This window comes from Acinetobacter sp. AL9, assembly GCF_041464035.1.
Lineage (GTDB): Bacteria > Pseudomonadota > Gammaproteobacteria > Pseudomonadales > Moraxellaceae > Acinetobacter > Acinetobacter towneri.
The window spans coordinates 1-207 of record NZ_JAYFSK010000317.1; the positions used below are offsets into that span (position 1 = coordinate 1).

At 50.7% G+C, this 207-nt stretch carries 1 protein-coding gene; it reads right to left on the minus strand.

All coding sequences use genetic code 11. The annotated features are described in order from the left end of the window. On the minus strand, positions 1-207 hold a 207-nt coding region (locus ACEO2X_RS14875), incomplete at both ends, for a transposase (protein ID WP_371972232.1).

The window sequence follows — 207 nt, forward strand, 5'->3', positions numbered from 1 at the left end:
CCCGCCCGCTGATAGATCAGACGTTGACGGTACAGCGGCAAATGATCGGCATACTTCGATACCAGCACATGGCTGAGCAATTCAGGTGAAGCAATGCCTTTATCAATCACATAGGCGGGCATCGCTTGCTGAGTCAGAGTGTCACACTGATCACAGACCCATTTACCACGCACATGCTGTTCCTTATAGAACTGTGCCGGTCTGAAA